This window comes from Pseudomonas fortuita (assembly GCF_026898135.2).
In the GTDB taxonomy this organism is placed as follows: domain Bacteria; phylum Pseudomonadota; class Gammaproteobacteria; order Pseudomonadales; family Pseudomonadaceae; genus Aquipseudomonas; species Aquipseudomonas fortuita.
In genome coordinates, this window is record NZ_CP114035.2 from 622000 (window position 1) to 639224 (window position 17225).

General features: G+C 61.9%; 16 protein-coding genes and 1 riboswitch. Of the genes, 3 read left to right on the plus strand and 13 right to left on the minus strand.

The window, feature by feature from the left end:
• Window positions 1-44 precede the first annotated feature (44 nt).
• From dxs to ribB, 4 genes are all read right to left on the minus strand, one after another.
• Window positions 45-1940 (minus strand): 1-deoxy-D-xylulose-5-phosphate synthase, encoded by a 1896-nt coding sequence (dxs, locus tag OZ911_RS02860; protein WP_023048247.1) that lies wholly within the window; start codon window positions 1938-1940, stop codon window positions 45-47.
• A 205-nt stretch (window positions 1941-2145) separates the two neighbouring features.
• Window positions 2146-3033: a (2E,6E)-farnesyl diphosphate synthase gene (ispA, locus tag OZ911_RS02865; RefSeq protein WP_016484706.1), complete on the minus strand. Its 888-nt coding sequence runs from the start codon at window positions 3031-3033 to the stop codon at window positions 2146-2148.
• A complete protein-coding gene (locus tag OZ911_RS02870) occupies window positions 3030-3272 on the minus strand; it encodes an exodeoxyribonuclease VII small subunit (protein ID WP_003255380.1) in 243 nt (80 codons plus the stop codon). The genes ispA and OZ911_RS02870 overlap by 4 nt, the downstream gene beginning before the upstream one ends.
• 193 nt (window positions 3273-3465) lie before the next feature.
• Entirely contained in the window at window positions 3466-4116 is a 651-nt protein-coding gene (ribB, locus tag OZ911_RS02875) for a 3,4-dihydroxy-2-butanone-4-phosphate synthase (RefSeq protein WP_070086743.1), read from the minus strand.
• A gap of 80 nt (window positions 4117-4196) precedes the next feature.
• Window positions 4197-4338, minus strand: a riboswitch (FMN riboswitch).
• Window positions 4339-4477: 139 nt separating this feature from the next.
• Here ribB and OZ911_RS02880 point away from each other — a divergent pair.
• The gene (locus OZ911_RS02880) at window positions 4478-5464 is read left to right on the plus strand and encodes a zeta toxin family protein (protein ID WP_016484708.1); all 987 of its coding nucleotides are present in this window, start codon (window positions 4478-4480) and stop codon (window positions 5462-5464) included.
• A gap of 7 nt (window positions 5465-5471) precedes the next feature.
• Here OZ911_RS02880 and OZ911_RS02885 read toward each other — a convergent pair whose 3' ends face one another.
• The 3 genes from OZ911_RS02885 to OZ911_RS02895 form a co-directional block, all read right to left on the minus strand.
• On the minus strand, window positions 5472-6362 hold the full coding sequence (locus OZ911_RS02885; RefSeq protein ID WP_070086742.1) for an alpha/beta hydrolase: 891 nt from the start codon (window positions 6360-6362) through the stop codon (window positions 5472-5474).
• Window positions 6363-6444: 82 nt separating this feature from the next.
• A complete protein-coding gene (locus OZ911_RS02890) occupies window positions 6445-7791 on the minus strand; it encodes a HAMP domain-containing sensor histidine kinase (RefSeq protein ID WP_268968569.1) in 1347 nt (448 codons plus the stop codon).
• Entirely contained in the window at window positions 7791-8483 is a 693-nt protein-coding gene (locus tag OZ911_RS02895) for a response regulator transcription factor (protein WP_023048660.1), read from the minus strand. The genes OZ911_RS02890 and OZ911_RS02895 overlap by 1 nt, the downstream gene beginning before the upstream one ends.
• A gap of 181 nt (window positions 8484-8664) precedes the next feature.
• Here OZ911_RS02895 and OZ911_RS02900 point away from each other — a divergent pair, with 181 nt between their 5' ends.
• Window positions 8665-10842, plus strand: a complete 2178-nt coding sequence (locus OZ911_RS02900) for a TonB-dependent siderophore receptor (protein WP_023048659.1) — start codon at window positions 8665-8667, stop codon at window positions 10840-10842.
• Window positions 10843-11105: 263 nt separating this feature from the next.
• Complete coding sequence (locus OZ911_RS02905) at window positions 11106-12317, plus strand: glycosyltransferase family 4 protein (protein ID WP_268968570.1); 1212 nt, start codon at window positions 11106-11108, stop codon at window positions 12315-12317.
• Between the two features lie 260 nt (window positions 12318-12577).
• Here OZ911_RS02905 and OZ911_RS02910 read toward each other — a convergent pair whose 3' ends face one another.
• From OZ911_RS02910 to eutC, 6 genes are all read right to left on the minus strand, one after another.
• On the minus strand, window positions 12578-13279 hold the full coding sequence (locus OZ911_RS02910) for a LexA family transcriptional regulator (protein ID WP_016484714.1): 702 nt from the start codon (window positions 13277-13279) through the stop codon (window positions 12578-12580).
• Between the two features lie 181 nt (window positions 13280-13460).
• A complete protein-coding gene (gene ppa / locus OZ911_RS02915; RefSeq protein ID WP_016484715.1) occupies window positions 13461-13988 on the minus strand; it encodes an inorganic diphosphatase in 528 nt (175 codons plus the stop codon).
• Between the two features lie 93 nt (window positions 13989-14081).
• Window positions 14082-14897, minus strand: a complete 816-nt coding sequence (locus tag OZ911_RS02920) for a M90 family metallopeptidase (protein WP_023048657.1) — start codon at window positions 14895-14897, stop codon at window positions 14082-14084.
• 20 nt (window positions 14898-14917) lie between these two features.
• Window positions 14918-15565 (minus strand): DedA family protein, encoded by a 648-nt coding sequence (locus OZ911_RS02925; RefSeq protein ID WP_016484717.1) that lies wholly within the window; start codon window positions 15563-15565, stop codon window positions 14918-14920.
• A gap of 269 nt (window positions 15566-15834) precedes the next feature.
• Window positions 15835-16293 (minus strand): GNAT family N-acetyltransferase, encoded by a 459-nt coding sequence (locus OZ911_RS02930; protein WP_016484718.1) that lies wholly within the window; start codon window positions 16291-16293, stop codon window positions 15835-15837.
• 108 nt (window positions 16294-16401) lie between these two features.
• Complete coding sequence (eutC, locus tag OZ911_RS02935) at window positions 16402-17220, minus strand: ethanolamine ammonia-lyase subunit EutC (protein ID WP_070086845.1); 819 nt, start codon at window positions 17218-17220, stop codon at window positions 16402-16404.
• Window positions 17221-17225: the final 5 nt, after the last annotated feature.

A 17225-nucleotide genomic window follows, 5' to 3' on the forward strand; every position in this document is an offset into this window, starting at 1 on the left:
GAGCGGGCTTGCCCCGCGAATGGGCCGCAAAGCGGCCCCAGGGATTACAGGCCGAGCCTGGCCATGCGGGCTTTTACCGAAGCTTCGATCCCGGCCGCATCCAGCCCGCACTCAGCCAGCATCTGCGCAGGCTTGGCATGCTCGACGTAGATGTCGGGCAAGCCCAGGTGCAGCAGCGGCTTGAGCACTGCCTGGCTGGCAAGGAACTCGCCCACCGCTGCACCCGCGCCACCCATGATGGCGTTCTCTTCAATGGTTACCAGCAGCGCGTGGCTGCCAGCCAGTTCAAGCACCAAGGCTTCGTCCAGCGGCTTGACGAAGCGCATGTCGACCACCGTGGCGTTGATCTGCTCGGCCACCTGCATGGCCTCGGTCAGCTGCACGCCGAACACCAGCAGGGCGACTTTCTCGCCTTGGCGGCGAACCACGCCTTTGCCGATTTCCAGTGGGTCCAGATCGCCACTGATCGGCGCATTCGGGCCGGTACCGCGCGGGTAGCGCACGGCTGCCGGGCCGTTGTACAGGTGTCCGGTGCTGAGCATCTTGCGCAGCTCGTTTTCGTCGCTCGGGGTCATCACCAGCATGCCCGGGATGCAGCGCAGGTAAGACAGGTCGTAGCTGCCTGCGTGGGTCGGGCCGTCTTCGCCAACCAGGCCGGCGCGGTCGATGGCGAACAGCACGTCGAGGTTCTGCACCGCTACATCGTGGATCAGCTGGTCGTAGGCACGCTGCAGGAAGGTGGAGTAGATCGCCACCACCGGCTTGCTCCCTTCGCAGGCCATGCCGGCTGCCAAGGTCACGGCGTGTTGCTCGGCGATCGCCACGTCGAAGTAGCGCTCCGGGTAACGCTCGCTGAAGTCGACCAGGTCCGAGCCTTCCTTCATCGCCGGGGTAATACCCACAAGGCGGTTGTCGGCAGCGGCCATGTCGCACAGCCACTGGCCGAACACGGCGGAGTATTTCGGGCCGCTGACGGTCTTCGGCGCGGCAGGCTTGTCGGCCGGCTCCAGCTTGGTGATGGCGTGGTAGCCGATCGGATCGACCTCGGCCGGGGCGAAGCCCTTGCCCTTTTTGGTCACCACATGCAGGAACTGCGGGCCCTTCAGGTCACGCATGTTGCGCAGGGTGGCGATCATGGTCGGCAGGTCATGGCCGTCGATCGGGCCGATGTAGTTCCAGCCCAGCTCTTCGAACAGCGTACCCGGCACCAGCATGCCTTTGGCGTATTCCTCGGTGCGGCGGGCGATTTCCCAGGCGCCCGGCAGGCGCGACAGCACTTTCTTGCTGCCTTCGCGCATGCTCGCGTAGGTGCGGCTGGAGAGAATCTTGGCCAGGTAGTTGGACAGGCCGCCGACATTGCGCGAAATCGACATGTCGTTGTCGTTGAGGATCACCAGCATGTCGGCGTTGACTTCCTGGGCGTGGTTCAACGCCTCGAAGGCCATGCCGGCAGTCAGCGCACCGTCGCCGATCACCGCGATCGACTTGCGTGCGCTGTTCTGCAGACGGGCGGCAATGGCCATGCCCAATGCGGCGCTGATCGAGGTGCTGGAGTGGCCGACGCCAAAGGTGTCGTACTCGCTTTCGCTGCGGCGCGGGAAGGCGGCGATGCCGTCCTTCTGGCGCAGGCTGAGCATGCGGTTACGGCGCCCGGTGAGGATTTTGTGCGGGTAGGCCTGGTGGCCCACGTCCCACACCAGCCGGTCGTCCGGGGTGTCGAACACGTAGTGCAGGGCGATGGTCAGCTCGATCACGCCCAGACCGGCACCAAAATGCCCACCGGTCTGACCCACGGTGTAGAGCAGTTCCTGGCGCAGTTCGTCGGCCAGGGTCTCCAGGTCGGCTTCGGCCAACCGGCGCAGGCCGACAGGCGTGTCAGCGCGGTCGAGCAACGGCGTGACCGGGCGTTCGCGGGGGATCTCTTGAAACGTCGTGGGCATCAGGCGAGTCGTTATAGGTGTGTGAAGACGCGGCAGTTTACCCCATTGTAGGAAATACTGCCCATTCAGACGGGTGTCGCACGGGGCTGCTGTGCAGCCCATCGCCGGCAAGCCAGCTCCCACAGGAGCTTCACATATCACAGGCCGCTGAGGTACCTGTGGGAGCTGGCTTGCCGGCGATGGGGCGCGCAGCGGCCCCAATCAATCAGTTACGGCGTTCGACGATGTAGCGGGCCAAGGCCCGCAGCGGCTCGGCCGTTTCCCCGAACCCTTGTAGTGCGACCAGCGCCTGGTCGCGCAGTTCGGTTGCGTAGGCCTTGGCCGCTTCCAGGCCCAGCAGGGCCGGGTAGGTCGGTTTGTCACGTGCTATGTCGGCACCCTGGCGTTTGCCCAGGGTGGCGGTGTCGCTTTCCACATCGAGGATGTCGTCCTGCACCTGGAATGCCAGGCCAATGGCCTGTGCATACACCTGCAAGGCATCCAGCTGCGCCTGTTCGGCACGGGCACTGGCCAGGGCGCCGAGGCGTACGCTGGCCTCGATCAGTGCGCCGGTCTTGTGCCGGTGCATGAACTCCAGTGCCTGCTGGTCCAGCTTCAGGCCTACCGAACCGAGGTCGATGGCCTGGCCGCCGACCATGCCTGCCGGGCCGGCGGCCTTGGCCAGGGCCTGGACCATGGTCAGGCGTACGCTGTCGGCCTGCGGGCTGAGGCCCGGGTCGAGCAGGGCACTGAACGCCAGGCTCTGCAAACCGTCGCCCGCCAGGATGGCGCAGGCTTCGTCGAACGCTTTGTGGGTAGTGGGTTGGCCGCGACGCAGGTCGTCATCGTCCATGGCTGGCAGGTCGTCATGCACCAGCGAGTAGGCGTGGATCAGTTCGACCGCGCAGGCCGCGCCGTTGGCCTGTTCGGCCGGGGCGCCCAAGGCTTCGCAGGCCGCGTAGGCCAGCAGCGGGCGTACGCGCTTGCCGCCGTTCATCACGCTGTAGCGCATGGCGGCGTAAAGGCGTTCCAGCTCTTTGGACGGGGCAACGAACAGCCGTTCGAGGGCAGCGTCGACCCGCGCCTGGCAGCTGGCCTGGTAGGTGCCGATCATGCTTCCGGCTCCGCGTCGAAGGGCTGCGCGGCCAGTTCGCCGTCGCGTTCCAGCAGGATCTGCACCTTCTGTTCGGCCTGGGCCAGTGCACCCTGGCAATCACGGGTCAGGGCGATGCCTTGCTCGAAGGCGGCCAGCGACTCTTCCAGCGACAACTCGCCGTTCTCCAGGCGCTCGACCAGTGCTTGCAGGTCTGCGAGGGATTGCTCGAAATCGAGGGAGGCTTTTTTGCGGGCCATGGCGACTTTCTCGGTGGCATTCAGAACGGCGCGACACTAGCAGAGCGGGGCGGGGGGAGCAAACTTCCCGGGCAATGCGGTTGGATTTGCCGGCCTCTTCGCGGGTAAACCTCCACAGGTATTACACCGGTTCTGAACCCGGCGCGGACCCTGTGGGAGCGGGCAAGCCCGCGAATAGCCTCAAGGTGGCCTATCAGGCCAGCTCTGCTTCCCGTTCCAGCATCGCCTCGCGGTACCGCGCCAGCTCCTCGATGGTCAGCACCGGCAAGTTGTACTGCCGCGCATAAACCGCCACCTGCTCGCCACGCGCCATGCTGCCATCGGGGTTCATCAGCTCGCACAGCACTGCCGCCGGGCGCAGGCCGGCCAGGCGCGCCAGGTCCACCGAGCCTTCGGTGTGCCCACGGCGGGTCAGCACCCCGCCATTGCGGGCGCGCAGCGGGAACACATGCCCCGGGCTGACGATATGGCGCTGTTCGGCGCTGGAGCGCAGTGCCGCGCCAATGGTGGTGATGCGGTCCTGGGCAGAAACCCCGGTGGTGATGCCTTCTGCCGCCTCGATGGTAACGGTGAAGCCGGTGCCGTGGCGGGCCTGGTTGTTCTGCACCATTGGCGCCAGTTGCAGTGCGTCGACGGTGGCTTCGTCCAGGCACAGGCAGACGATGCCGCTGCAGTCGCGAATCATCATGGCCATGGTCTGCAGCGTAATGTTTTCGGCAGCGGCAATGATGTCCGCTTCGTCCTCGCGGTCGTCATCGTCGAGCAACAATACAGGGCGCCCGGCCTGGAAGGCGGCGATGGCGGCGGAAACATTGGGGAACTTCGAGTGGTGCTGGGTGGACATGAAACGCTCCTCGTGAGTGATCGATGAACGTCTCGGGGCGAACAAAATGCGCGCGCAGGGGCGCCCGGATGGCCCCTGCCTGACGCCTTCTTTCATCCGGACTATGACCGTCGGCTCTGGAGTTGCACCAGATCTGCTGACCCCCGGCATGGCCGGGGCGCTCGCGGGCTCATCTTTCGATTTACCGCCGGTGGGGACTTGCACCCCGCCCTGAAGACCCGCCAAGCATACAGCACTGTGACGCCTGGCTGGCAACCCGGTGCACCTCGACTTTTGGCGCATGCATGTAGCCACTTACCACATCGTGCCAGTTTCCAGCCCATAGAGTGCAGGCTCTGTCTTACCTCACCCAGGAGCACCCATGACCACACTCTACCCCTACACTGCCGCCGATCTTGACAAGGTATTTGCTTCGCTTGAGCCGCTCTGGTTCGATAAAAAACGCTACGCCTCGGGCCTGGACAGCAACCCCAACCCCAGCATCTTGATCGTGGCCGGGGCCCAAGGCTCCGGCAAGACTTACCTGCTGGACAACCACCTGCTGCCAAGCGGGCGCTATGATGACTTTGTGCGACTGTACTTGCCCTCGTTTCGCGAACTGCATCCGCATTACGCGGCCATGCAGGAAAAGGGCGTGCTGCATGTCTACGAACACACCGAGCCATTCATCTGGGCCTTGTGTGAAAAGGTTTTCAACCATGCCTTTGATAATCGATACAACATCATCATGGAATGCGCGCTCGATGATCTTCGTTTCGCCGATTTCCCCGCGCAAGCCGTAGAGGCTGGTTATCGATTCGAAGTGCACCTGATTGCGTGCCAAAAGGAGTTCAGCCATTGGGCGACCCTCGACCGGGGCATCAAAAGCATCGGCGCAAACGAGCCCGAACGGTTCATGCCACTGTCGGTGATTGAGGGTTCGCAAGCCAATGCCCGGGCTATCCTGGACGCCTTCGAAAATGCCTGCATAAAAGTGCAAGACTCTGAAATCACGTTGTATCAACGCGGAATCGAGACGGGCATGGACAGCCAGGTGCTATGCTCCAGCCGCTGCGAAGCCGTTGATAACCTGACGCCTCAGCCAGATTTCAAGGGGAAGCCGTTCTTTACCGCTGCGCAGTTGAACCCGTCATTCGAAATTCGCCGAACCCCTGCGGCCAACGCGCCATGTTCCTATCCGCAATATTCCCAGGTTGTGCATACCGGCATGCTTGAGGAGGACACGCGACAGCAGATGGTCCGCTTGTGTTGCAAGACGCTCGATCGGGCACAGACGGAAATGCCGCGCGTGCCCGCAGACGTGTTCCACCAGTTGAGTATGTATGTGCTCAAGTACATCTACCCTTGAGCGGGGCCTAATGCGTCATCTGCTCCAAGACCAGGCGCAGTGAGGCTGGCAGCATGGCGCCATGCCCCAGTCCATTGAACCGTTCAAAGTGCACCTCCATCCCTGGCACTTCGGCCAGGGATGCCGCCAGCTCCCGCGCCGGCCGTTCCACATCGCCTTTCATCGGCCCCCGAGGGCTCGACGGCTCTTCATCGCCGCGCATCAGCAGCAACTGTCGTCGCTTGTTACCCAATCGCTGCTGTAGCCCCTGCGCCTCGCGAACGATCGCGCCGTCATGCCACCACAATGAAGGGCTGGCCGCCGCGTAATCACTGAAGGCTTCAGGCCGAGTGAACAGCGCATGCAACACTGCCAGCCCCCCATATGAATGCCCCCATAGCGTCTGGCGCTGCAGGTTGATAGGTGCCACCTTGGCCACCATCGGCCGCATGTGGCGGGTCAACAGATCGAAAAACACATCCACGCCACCGCTGGGCTGGCCGGTCAGCGGATCGCGCTGTTCTGTCAGCCCAGCAATCGCCGGGGTGTAGTCGTAGGTGCGGCTGGCCCGCTCGATGCGCTGCTCGGATTGGTACCCCACCGCCACCAACAGCGGCGCCTGGCCCTTGGCGAGCTTATTCAGCAGGTCGCTGTCCAGGGCGCCCAGGGCGGCATTGCCGTCGAGCATCCACAGCACCGGGTAGCCTGCGGCAGGTGCCGGGCGGTTCGGCGTGCCGATCCACAAACGGTAATGACGCTGGCCATCGGCCGAGTCAAGGTCGAGCTGGCTGAAGCGGTAGGCCAGGTCCTGACGTTGCAGCAGCGAGGTGTCCATCTTCTGGTTTCGCTCGGGCTGCGCCAGGGCCACGGGGGTTGCAAGGGCCAGTGCCAAAGCCAGCGTCAGGATCATCTTGCTCATCAGGCTTCTCGTCAGGGCGTTGCGAGGACCGCAAGGCTGAAACGCCAAGATGATAATCAGTCCTGATTGAGCGTAAAGCGCATTAACTTTCTAAACAGTCCCGTGCCCTCGGCAACGTCATGTGAAGGCACAGGCCAGGGTGGCCATTGCGGGCCCACAAGCGGCCACCCTGCAGTTCGATGGCGCGGCGAGCGATGGCCAGGCCAAGGCCGAACCCGGCGCCGCTGTCGGCCAGGCGCTGGTAGGGCTTGAAGATACGTTCAAGGTCGGCGTCAGGTACGCCGGGGCCCTGGTCGCTCAGGCGCAAGTGCCAGCAATCACCCTCACGCCAGCCATCCAGGCATACCCGGCCTTGGGCTGGCGAGTGGCGAATGGCATTGCGCATCAGGTTTTCAAGGGCTTGAGCCAGGCTGTCCAGATGGGCGTGCACCACACACTCGGTACCGAGCAAACACGACAGGCGCGCACGGTCCCAGCCACTTTCGAAGCAGACGTCCTGGCACAGTGCTTCCCATACCGAAGCTATCAATACCGGCTCGGTTGGCAAGCTGGGTTGTTCGGTATCCATCCAGGCCAGGTCCAGCGTGTCCTCCAGCAGTTTCTGCATGTCGTTGACTTCGCGGTCCAGGCGCTCGCGCAACTGCGGCGGCGGCAAGTCGCTGTCGTGGGCGATGCGCAACCGCGCCAGGGGCGTGCGCAATTCGTGAGACAGTGTGCGCAACAGCAGGCGCTGTTGCTCAAGGCTCTGGCGCAGGCGCCCGGCCATATGCTCAAAGGCCTGTGCCAGTTCACCCAGCTCGTCGCGGCGTTCCAGCAGGGGCAAGGCGGGGTGGTCAAGGTCGTCGGCACGCAGGGCGTCGGCGCGGTCGCGCAGGCGGTTCAGCGGTACTACCAGATGCCGATACAACGCCAGCCCCAGCAGCAGGGCGAGCAGTGCTGGGGCAACGCCGTGGGTGATCGCATGGGTCCATGGCGTCAGGCCGGTGGGCAACATACGTTCGGGCAGTTGCAGCACCAAGCGGCCGTGCTCGGGGTGTTGCGGGAACTCAATGCTGACGTAGGGCAGTTCATCCTGCAGGCGCCGGCTCATTGGCCAGTCCAGTTTGCGCATGAAGGTCAGGTGGCTGGCTTCCTTGGCGCTCAGCGGCGTGGTGCCGAGGCTTTGCAGGTGCGGCCCGATCACCGCCACCCACGTATCCTCGGCCTGCTCCAGTTGCCTGCGCCAGGCCTCGGCGCCGATTGCGCCGCCTTGGTTCCAGGCGTCTTCAGCTTGTTGCGCATAGCGCGCCAGGTAATCCTGGTCGGCCCGGGACAGAAAATAGGTGCTGCGTTCCACGGACAGGCCCCAGGTCCAGATCAGCCAGGTCAGCAGCAGGCAGAAGCTGACCTGCAGTACGGCCAGTTTCCACAGCAACGGGTGGCGCCGCATCAGGGCTGTTCCGTGTCGACCAGGATGTACCCCTGCCCGCGCACGGCCTGGATCTGCAGGTGCTGGGCACTGATATCGGCCAGTTTGCGGCGCAGGTTGCACACATGTACATCCAGGCCCCGGTCCAGGCGGGTATAGGCCCGATGCAGCACGGTCTGGTACAGGAACGGTTTGCTCAAGGCTTCATTGGGGTGCGCCCGCAGCGTGACCAGCAAGCGGAATTCGGAAGCGGTGAGGCCAGCGGCGTTGCCGTTGTGGATAACGTCCTGGCGGTCGTGGTCCAGCAGCACTTCGCCGACATCGGTACGCAGCACCATGCCGCGATCGAATGCCACGCGCCGCAGCAAGGCATCCACCCGTGCGTCCAGCTCCGCCAGGCTGAAGGGCTTGGGCAGGTAGTCGTCGGCACCACGGGTAAAGCCACTGATGCGGTCCTGCTCGGCCCCCAGCGCCGACATCAGCATGACCGGCACCGCCTGTTGTCGGCGCAGCTCACCGAGCAGGCTGAGGCCATCGATACCCGGCAGCATGATGTCCAGCAACACCAGGTCGAACGAAGATTGCCGGATTGCGTCCAGGGCCTGCGTGCCCGTGGCGCAGGCGTGCACCCGAAAACCGCGTTTGAGGAAATGGCATTCCAGGTCCTGACGCAGGCTTGCGTCGTCTTCGGCGAGGAGAAGTGAGGTGGGCACGGCGAGCCTTGAATGAGAACCTGTATCAGTTACGAATCATCCCATTGCCAGCAGGAGAGGGCAACGCCTGGGTGTGTTAAGAAGGTTAATCCTGCTGCGCCCCCGTTTACCCTCCGGTATCGTTCGCAAAAAGCAACTTGTTTCGTTTGCGAATTAATATCATTTGGGCTAAGGGTGTGTCATGAACGGTTTCAAAAGTGTGGGGGGCTCGCCATGGGCTCGGGGCTGGCTTGTACTGGGTTTGCTGGCGCCGTTTTCGCTGTCGGCACTGGCGGAAACGGTAGCGACCCAGGCAGCAGCCGAGGATAGCTCGCTCGACCTGCCGGCACTCACCATTGAAGGCAACCGCCTTTATGACATGCTGCCCTCCGAAGCGACCGGTGGCTACAGCGTCGATGCAGCGACCGTGGGCACCAAGACGCCAGCAGCGCTGAAGGACATCCCCCAGTCGATCACCGTGTACACCCAGGACTACGTCAAAGACCGCCAGTTCGTGCACCTGGATGACCTGGCCAAGTACACCGCCGGCCTGCGTACCTTGACCAACGACAGTGGCCGGTCGTCGATATACGCCCGCGGCTACGAGTACAGCGAGTTCAACATTGACGGCCTGCCGGCACCAATGGCCAGCATCTTTGGTACCGTGCCATCGCTGGCGGCGTTCGACCGTGTCGAAATCATGCGCGGCCCGGCCGGGCTGTTCAGCAGCACCAGTGAACTGGGTGGCATCGTCAACATGGTGCGCAAGCGCCCGACCGCCGAATTCCAGGGCCACGTCGAAGGCAGCTATGGCACGTGGGACACCAACCACGAAGAAATCGATCTGAGTGGGCCGCTGGATGACGCTGGCCGCGTGCGCGGGCGTTTCATCGCGTCCCGTGATGACACCAATGGTGAGGTCGACTACAACGCCAACACCAGCAACAGCTACTACGGTGCGCTGGATGTCGACCTTGACGACGCCACCACGCTATCGTTTGGCCTGATGCACGAAGTGAAAAACATCACGCCGCACAATGGCTACCCAGCAACGTTGTCCGGCGAGGTGCCCGACTTCAGCCATTCCCGTTTCCTGGGGGCTGACTGGAACTACTTCGATGGCAAGACCACCGACCTGGTGGCCGAGCTGACCCACCGCTTCGACAACGGCGGCTATGGCCGTGTCGCGGCGCGCGGCTCGCACCGTGACACCAACTACCTTTATGCCTTCACCGCGACCAATGCCAACACTGGTGCCAACTCCGAGCGCGCCAGCGCCCGCGACTTTACCCAGGACACCTACTCGCTGGACGCCAGCTACAGCCAGCCGTTCGAAACCCTCGGCCAGGTCAGCGAGTTTGTGGTCGGCACCGACTACAAGAACTACGACACCGAGTACCTCAACGGCACCACCAACCTGGGCGCCATCAACGTCAACACCTACTCGCCCAAGCAGTTCGCCAAACCGTCGCCCAACTACAGCACCGAGACCGGCATGCAGGAAGAGGAATACGGCCTGTATTCCAAGGTTACCTTCCGCCCGATCGAGCGCCTGGCGCTGATTGCCGGTGGCCGCTTCAGCTGGTACCGCGGTGATTTCTACACCACTACCCTGAGCAACGGTGCTTCCACCAACGACAGCAAACGTGTAGATGGCCACTTCACCCCGTATGGCGGCCTGGTTTACGACCTGACCGAGAACCATGCGCTGTACGCCAGTTACTCGCAGGTGTTCAAGCCGCAATCAGACACCGACAGCAACGGCCGGGTGTTGAAGCCACGTGAAGGCGAGCAGTACGAGCTCGGCCTCAAGAGCAGCTATTTTGGCGGCGACCTGAATACCCGTTTCTCGGTATTCCGGCTGACTGACAAGAACCGTGCCACCACCGAATATGACGAGGATGGTGTAGACACCAATTTCTCGATTGCCTCCGGCAAGACCCGCGTCAAAGGCGCGGAAGTGGAAGTGAGCGGCAAGCTGACGCCAAACTGGGAGTTGCTGGCCGGCTACACCTGGATGGAAACCGAAACCCTCAAGGGTGATGCCGAAACCACGTTCTTCATCATGCCGCGCAACCAGGCTTCGCTGTGGAGCAAGTACACCATCAGCCAAGGCCCGCTAACCGGCCTGGCCATTGGCGGCGGTGTATCGGCAATGAGCAGTTTCTACTCCGAGAATGGTGGCGTGCGTATCGATGCACCCGGCTATGCCACGGTGGACGCGATGCTGTCGTACCCGGTTACCTCGAAGCTGACGGCCACTTTCAACGTCAACAACCTGTTTGACCGGGACTACCTGTCGCGGGTGGGATCGACGTCGACGTTCAACTTCTATGGGCCCTCGCGCAGCATGATGGTTGGGGCGCGATACGATTTCTGATCAGCGTGTTTCGCCACGTCTGCGGTCCCTGTTGGAGCGGCCTTGTGCCGCGATGGGGCCAGCAAATGATGAGAAATTGTTGCTACACCACGTGTGCAATTTGTGAAGGCGCACTAGAGTGAACCCCAAGCGGAGCGCTTGCTGCGTAAGCAGAAGGTCTGCAAGGACGCTGGAACGTTGTTGAGATGGACGGCTGGTATTGAGGAGTAAGCCCCATGTAGACAATTCAATCGTTGGCGTCCTGGTATCCCTGTGAGGGGAATATGATTGAAGACCCATATATTCTGTTTACCCGCATTCCTGTTGTAGTAAATGAGCAAGGTGTTTTATTTACGGACCCGTTGTGGGTCAAAGATATAGAACTTCATTTGGGCTACATAGAGAATTTCGGAATGTGCTGCCCTGTTGAGAGAGGCCGTGATGTTGACGGGCTGCAGAGCATCGCTCATCTGGATATAAAATGGCTTTATGAGTTGCGCAAGGATCATGGGTTCAGGTCGGTATTAAAGAACTTTATTCCGAACTTCCTAACTGTCATCAACGCCTGCAAGAAGGCCCAAATTGTTCATTCTGACGGGGCGGGCTGGGCGTTCCCTTTATCTTTCTACGTGTTGCCGCTCAAGCCGTTCTTCCGCTTTCAGTGGGTGGTTGTCATAGAATCTTCTTTCTGGATGCTGGCCCAAGGACAGCCGCGAACCCTCAGAGCAATCATCGAACACCATGTGCACACCCTTTTGCTGAAGCGCTGCGTAAAGCTGGCAAATGCCAGAATATTTAGCCAGTCTTTTTACAAGGACTATTTCCTTGGGCGTGATAACAGCCGCACGTTGATCAACCCTGCCAGCTGGCTCGACAAAAAATTCATGGCAAGCCCCGAGGCAGTCAGAAAACGGTTCGAAGGCAGGCGCAACCGTACACTCAACGTGCTTTACCCCTCACGGCTTGTTCTTGATAAAGGTGTTCTGGTAGTCCTTGAAGCCATTAAGCAACTGCAAGTCGAGCACGTTGATCTCACCGTCACCATCATGGGTGAGGGTGATTTGAAAGCGCACTGTTTACGCTTTGCAGCTGAAAACCGTGGCAGCGTCGAGGTGCGGTTCCAGAGCGCCGTTGATTATGGCAGAGACTTTTTCAGCATCATTGCCCAGCATGACTGGCTTTTGGTGCCGACCTTGAAGCAGGAACAGCCCCGCATCATTTTTGACGCGTTCAGCCAGGGCGTTCCCGTCATCGGTTCTGACACAGCCGGGGTACTGGACATCACGAGCAAGCAAAACGCGCTGACGTTTGAAACCGGGAACCCGTCCAGCCTCGCAGCCTGTATTCGTCATGCTGCCCGGCATCCCGAACTGGCGTTGGAAATGGGGCTTGCGGGGCTGGAGTATGCGACCGGGAAAACACACTTGCAGATGCACCAGGTGCGCGAGGCATTCCTGAAGAGCAGTTTGACGCCCTCTGCAAGGCCGCGCGCCTGACATGGCCAATGATGGGCTATTCGTTCGGGCATTAAAAAGCCGGCTTGTGGCCGGCTTCTCGGGGACGCTTCCGACTAATTTATGGTAAGCCGCAATCGCCTTAACTGTGTGGCCATCAAGGGCCTGAAAGAGATGGCAGATGCCCGTGTGGGATATCGCCGAGCCCTCTGGACCGCGGCTTGCGCCGGTCGGGGCTTAATGTGCGGCGTAGCATACAAGGGCACGCGCAAGATGCCCAGCAAAAAATGGCACAGGTTGTTTCAGCCAGGCCGCTGCTGGCGGAAATGCGACCAGTGGAATACCCACCCGATAATCTCCAGGCCCTGCGCCTGGCGCTGGGCAGGGGTGTAGCGTTCGACGGCGTAATTGCGCCGGTCATGGCTGCGCAGGTACAGGGTGCCCTGTGGGCTGAGGCTGAGGTTGTTTACCCTCAGCGCGCCGTTATGCAGCAGCGCGTAGGTTTCGCCCTCAATGACCCGCGTCATGCCCAGGTCGACTGCCAAAGTGGCCCCCAGCGGCACCTGCGGAACCATGTTGTTTGCCGTCATGGCCAGGCAGATGGCGTTATCGGCGTGCACTCCCAATCTTTTCAGCGCTTTTGCGGGTAGGCGCAGGTGTTTGCTGGGCACCGGCGAAAGCAGGCCATTTTGCAGTTCGAAAAAGGGCACTTTTACCTGCCGGGCACGGTGTGCCGACAGTGGGCTGGGCGGGTTGGCCGGCGCCTGGCGTGGCGGGCAGTTGCGCTGGACCGGGTTTGGGTGTTTTGGCCCTTCGCCCGTGCGCAGCCAACGCCGATGCACACAGAACAGATCGGCCAGTTCGTCCAGGCGGGCCAGGGGCACGCCGCGTTTGAACCAGTTGTTGACGTGCTGCGGTGTGACGCTGCGCTGGGCGGCGAAAGCGGAAGCGGACAGGCCACATTCGTGGAGAAGGGCTTTAAGGCGGTCGCCGGAAGTGTTCATGGGGCGAGTGTAATGACGGGGCCCCCGCAAGGAAATGAACCAGTTGTTGACGAGGCTTGTAAGAAAAGTGCCTCGTTGTAGGGCGTTGGTGTAGGACTGCGTAGGACATTTTACCGATGAAGGCTTGTCGCCGATTCAGGCATAAAAAAACCCGCCGAAGCGGGTTTTTTTACAATCGGTATCAGCCCTTGTAGGCAGCAACCGATTTGGTAATCGCGGCACGGGCGGCGTCAGCGCCATCCCAGCCTTCGATCTTGACCCACTTGCCCTTCTCGAGATCTTTGTAGTTGGCAAAGAAGTGCTCGATCTGCTGAATCAGCAGGGCTGGCAGGTCAGTGTATTCCTTCACGTCGACGTACAGCTGCGACAGCTTGTCGTGAGGCACAGCGATGACCTTGGCGTCACCGCCGCCGTCGTCGGTCATGTTCAGCACGCCAACCGGACGAGCGCGGATAACCGAGCCTGGCGCTACCGGGTAAGGGGTAACCACCAGCACGTCCAGCGGGTCACCGTCGTCAGCCAGGGTGTTCGGGATGAAACCGTAGTTGGCTGGGTAGAACATCGGGGTGGCCATGAAACGGTCGACGAACAGGGTGTCGCTGTCCTTGTCGATCTCGTATTTGATCGGCGCGTGGTTGGCCGGGATTTCGATGGCGACGTAGATGTCGTTCGGCAGGTCTTTGCCCGCCGGAATCTTGCTGTAGCTCATTGGGCAGTGCCCCCGTGTTTGACCAAAAAAGTGGCGGCGATTATAGGCACATTCTGCCGGGGCATGCCACGCCTGGCCTGATGTGCGGCCCCGTCAGGCGTGGCTTTCGCCGTATGCGGGGTGTTCGGCCTGCAGCCGGTGCAGCCGCGCCAGCGGGTCTTGCCGGTAGAACTGCGACAACTGGCGGTAGACCAGTGGATAAGCCTGATGCAGCAGGTCGGGGGCACTAAAGAAGTATTCGCTGGTGACGGCAAAGAATTCCGCCGGGTTTTCCGCGGCATACGGGTCGATGGCAGTTTCGGCGTCGGGGTTGTTGTCCAGCTGGCGGTTGAGGTCGTCGTAGGCCTGCTGCATGGCCGTTGCCCATTCATCCACCGGCATGCCGCTGTGTAGCGGGGGCAGGCCGTTGGCATCGCCATTGAGCATGTCGAGCTTGTGCGCCAGCTCATGGATGACCAGGTTGTAGGCCTCCCAGCCACCACCGGCCAGCACGCCGTTCCAGGCCAGAATGATCGGCCCCTGTTGCCAGGCTTCGCCGCTGTGCTCGCCGTCCCACACATGCTCCACGCCACTGGCATCGCGGTGGCGCTGGGGGCTCTTGAAATCGTCGGGGTACAGGATGATTTCGTGGAAGCCCTGGTACCAGTTCAGCTCACCCAGGTGCAGCAGCGGCAACTGTGCCTGGGCGGCCAGCAACAGGCGCTGCTCGTCGTCGGGTTCGACACCTGGCAAGCAGGTGAGGTGCTTGTCGAGCAGGAACAGGATGCAGGCTTCACGCAGCCAGTGGTCTTCCTCGTCGCTGATGCCGTCCAGTATGGGCAGGCGCTCGCGCACGGCCTGCCACTGTTCGGGCTCGATGGGGTAGCGCGCCAGCGCGCGCTTGCGCCGCCAGGCGCTGAACGACCACATGCCTGCTGTTCGCTAAAAGGTCAGTGAGCCTTGGCCGCACGGCCCAGGCGGCTGCGCAACAGGCCGAGGAGCATCGGCACCAGCGACAGGATGATGATGCCCACCACCATCAGCGACAGGTGCTGCTTGATGAATGGCACGTTGCCGAAGAAGTAGCCCAGGGTGACCAGGCCGCCGACCCACAGCAGCGACCCGGCAACGCTGAAGCCAAGGAAACGCGGGTAATGCATGTGGGCGATGCCGGCGACGAACGGTGCGAAGGTACGCAGGATAGGCAGGAAACGCGCCAGGGTCACAGTCTTGCCGCCATGGCGTTCATAGAACTCGTGGGTGCGCTGCAGGTAGTCGCGGCGGAAGATTTTCGAGTTGGGGTTGTTGAACAACCGCTCCCCGGCTGTTCGGCCGATGACGTAGTTGGTGCTGTCGCCCAGGATTGCGGCAGCCATCAACAGGCCAGCCAGCAGCACAGGGTCCATGCCACCACCTGCCGCTACGGCGCCGGCGATGAACAGCAGCGAGTCGCCCGGCAGGAATGGCATGACCACCAGCCCGGTTTCGCAGAAGATCACGGTGAATAGAATGGCGTAGATCCAGGGACCGTAATTGGTGACCAGCAGATCGAGGTAAGCATCGAGATGCAGGATAAGGTCCAACGGGTTGAAATCCATGTACAGCACCTGTGTTCTTGGGTGTAGGCAGGGTTACCTGAGGATGGGTAAATTTTCACACATGACAGGAGGGGCATTATACGGCGAAGTGAGGGGCATGCCCGGAGAGATTGTAGCGGGGGGTTACGGTGCAAGGCCTGGACAGTTGTATCGACTGTACCGGCCTCATCGCCGGCAAGCCAGCCCCCACAGGTCAACGACTGCCCTGAGGTAGTGGCCAACCTGTGGGCGCTGGCTTGCCGGCGATGAGGCCGGTACCGGCATGCGGGTCAATCCTGGCTGATTGGCAGGATGTAGCTTTTGAACTCGGTATCTTCACGAAACCCGATGGATTCGTAGGTCTTGTGCGCTACCTCATTGTCCGCACTGGTCGACACCCGCATGCGCACGGCGTTGGTTTCCTTGGCCATTTTCTTCGCTTCACGCATCAGGTGGTCGGCCACCAGCATGCGCCGCGAGTCTTCGGCCACGTAGATGTCGTTCAGAATCCATACCCGTTTCAACGACAGCGACGAGTAGCTGGGGTAGAGCTGGCAAAAACCCATCAGCTTGCTGTCGTCATCATCGGGAAGTGCCAGGTAGATCACCGATTCATCCCGCTTCAGGCGCTTTTCCAAAAAGCTGCGCGAGCTGTCGGGGTAGGGCAACTGCCCATAGAACTCCCGGTATTTGACGAACAATGGGGTGAGCAGGTCGAGGTGTTCCAGGGTTGCCTTGATGATGCGCATGTGCGGCCCTCAGAGTCCATTTGGGGAAACAGCGGAATGCCAGCAGCTTTCAAGGGCATCCTGCCCAATGCATGTCACAAGTGCAATCCGCCTTTCGTGACAGGTTTTTTACCCTTTACCCAGCAGGAAGTTGCCTTTCTGGCTGGCGCTGCCTTCATTCTCCAGGCTATGGACCTCGGCTTCGTCCTTCAGATTCACTCCTGAAAGCTGCCGCCGGCAGGCTTCACGCATCAAGTACAGCAGGCGGTGCGCCGCCATGCCATAGCTCAACCCCTCCAGGCGGATGTTGGAAATGCAGTTGCGGTAGGCATCGGTCAGGCCCACCTTCGGCGCGTAGGTGAAATACAGGCCAAGGCTGTCGGGTGAGCTCAGCCCCGGGCGCTCGCCGATCAGCATCACCGTCATCCGTGCGCCCAGCAGTTCACCGACCTCGTCGGCCACTGCCACGCGCCCCTGCTGGACCAGCACAACCGGGGCGCTGGTCCAGCCGTCGGCGGCGGCCTGTTCCTCTAAACGGTTCAGAAACGGCAGGGTGTGACGGTGCACGGCCAGCGCTGACAGGCCATCGGCGACCACAATGGCCAGATCGACGCCGCCGGGGTTGGCCTGGGTGTGCTGGCGCAGGGTGGCAATCGACGCATCGTTCAGTCGCCGGCCCAGGTCCGGGCGTTGCAGGTACTGATGGCGGTCACTGGCGGCGCTGTGCAGCACCAGGCTTTCGCGTCCGCGCTCACTCAGCTGGGTAGCCAGGCCGGCATGATCGAACGCCAGGTGCACGGCATCGCGGGCTTGGGCATGGGCGAACTGGAAGTCCAGCTGCGCCCCGGTCGGCAGGCTGGTGCCGGCGCGGCCCAGGGCGATGCGCGCCGGGGTCAGGTTGCGCAGGGCCAGCCAAGGGTTGTCGGGGGTAGGCGTGCGATGGTCCATGGTCA